The sequence below is a fragment of the Microbacterium sp. genome (assembly GCF_035554235.1).
Lineage (GTDB): Bacteria > Actinomycetota > Actinomycetes > Actinomycetales > Microbacteriaceae > Microbacterium.
This window is the reverse complement of the sequence record NZ_DATMIO010000221.1, coordinates 1-2,000: the sequence shown is the minus strand read 5'-3', so window position 1 is coordinate 2,000 and position 2,000 is coordinate 1. Positions and strand designations below refer to the sequence as shown.

Here is a 2,000-nt window from a genome sequence, read left to right as displayed (position 1 = left end):
CGCGGCGGCGACGCGCCGAGCCCGACCGGTGCCTGGTGGCTGACGGATGCGGGGTGCCCCGTTTTCGTGCACGCCGAGTCCGGTGACGCCGCCGAGGCGGGTGCGCGCCGGATACTCGAGGAGATGGCATCGGGATGCGGTGATCGGCACCTGAACCGTCTTCTCGGCGCCGCGATCGCCGCACTCGACAAGCCCCGATCACTCGCGAGCGGAGTGGGCCGCCTCGAGGCCGAGCTCTTCGATGCGTGCGCCGCCCAGCCGCTCGCCACCGCGGTCTTCCCGTCGGCGCGGGCTCGCGACCTCGATGCACCGGCGCTTCGCCCTTTCGCCCCCGACGATCCGCCGGCCGGCGCGGCGCGTCCTTTCCGCGACGCGATAGCGCGTCACGTCGACGGCGAACTCGCCGACATCGTCTCGGTCGCCATCGGCGGTGCCGTGCGGTCTTTGCGGTCGCGCCTCGGCCGTGGGCGGCGCGCACCCTGGATCGCGGCGGCCGGCGTCGCCGGCGCCATCGTTCTCGGGGGAGCGCTCTGGCCGACCGGAGACGGCTCCGAACCCGTTGCACACGCCGCGGATCCGTCGCCCGCCGCTTCCACGCCCGTGCCGGCCGGCTCGGATTCGCCGGCGCCCTCCACGACCGACGCACCGAATGCGGCGAGCCTCCCGCTCGATGGCGAGGCCGGGATTCTGCTCGATCGGCTCGCCGAGTGCCGGAGCGGGAGTGACCCGTCGTGCCTCGACGCGGTGCTCGAGGTGCCTTCCCTCGAACCACCCCCGGGCGCCATCGACCTCGATCGCACCGCGAGGACGATCACGCCGCTGGATGACTACGGCGGTGTGGCGGTGCTGCGTGTCGAGGCGCTGGCGGGCGATGCCGCGCCCCAGCTCATCGTGATCGTCCGCGCGAACGACAGATGGCTGCTCCGCGACGTGTACGACGTCGCAGAACAGCCATCCGCGTGAGGGCAGCAGCCTGCTAGATGCCCAGATCAGGGGCGAAGTTCGCCTCTTCTAGGCGCGACTTCACCGCGCCGAGGAATCGAGCCGCGTCGGCGCCGTCGATGATCCGGTGGTCGTAGGACAGTGCCAGGTAGACGTAGGAGCGGATGGCGATCGCCTCGGCACCGTCGACCTTCACGATGCCGGGCCGCTTGACGACGATGCCCGTTCCGAGGATCGCCGACTGCGGCAGGAACACCACGGGTGTGTCGAAGAGCGCGCCGCGCGAACCCGTGTTGGTCAGCGTGAACGTGCCGCCGCCGAGCTCGTCGGGCTTCAGCTTGTTGTTTCGCGTGCGATCGGCGAGGTCGGCGATCTCGTGGGCGATCTGGGCGAGGTTCTTCGACGCCGCGTCGCGCAGCACGGGCGTGAGCAGGCCGCGCTCCGTGTCGACCGCGATGGACAGGTTCTCCGACGCCGGGTAGACGATCTGGTCGCCATCGACGGTGGAGTTGACGACCGGGAACGCCTGCAGCGCCTCGGCCGATGCGAGCGCGAAGAACGGCAGGAACGAGAGCTTGTCGCCGGTCTTCGCCTGGAAATCGCCCTTCACCCGGTCGCGGAAGGCCGCGAGCTTGGTGACATCGACCTCGACCACGGTCGTGAGCTGAGCCGTCGCCTGCATCGAGGCGACCGCACGCTCGGCCAGCACCTTGCGAAGGCGCGACATCGGCTGGGATGTGCCACGGAGGGGTGAGACCTCGAGCTTGGGCGATGCGGTCGCTGCCGGAGCAGCCTCGGCCGGTGCCGACGCCGCTTCGGCGGCCTTCAGCACGTCCTCCTTGCGGATGCGTCCTCCGACACCGGTGCCCTTGACCGTGTCGAGGTCGACCCCCTGCTGCGCGGCGAGGCGGCGAACGAGCGGAGTCACGTAGCTGCGGTCGCCCGACGCGTCATCGACGAACGTCGGGGTCGGGGGCTCCGCCGGTGCGGCCGGCTGCGCCTGAGGCGCGGGCGCGTCCGCCTGCGCCTGAGGTGAAGCGGCGGGAGCCGCGGCCGCG

General features: G+C 71.7%; 1 protein-coding gene and 1 pseudogene. One reads left to right on the top strand and one right to left on the bottom strand.

Features of this window, described 5'->3' with window-relative positions; all coding sequences use genetic code 11:
- A pseudogene (locus VNT50_RS11500) lies at positions 1 to 963 on the top strand (hypothetical protein); the annotation flags it as partial.
- Positions 964 to 976: 13 nt separating this feature from the next.
- Here the strand turns inward: VNT50_RS11500 and sucB are convergent.
- A partial coding sequence (gene sucB / locus VNT50_RS11495; protein WP_325485257.1) for a 2-oxoglutarate dehydrogenase, E2 component, dihydrolipoamide succinyltransferase occupies positions 977 to 2,000 on the bottom strand: 1,024 nt, incomplete at its 5' end.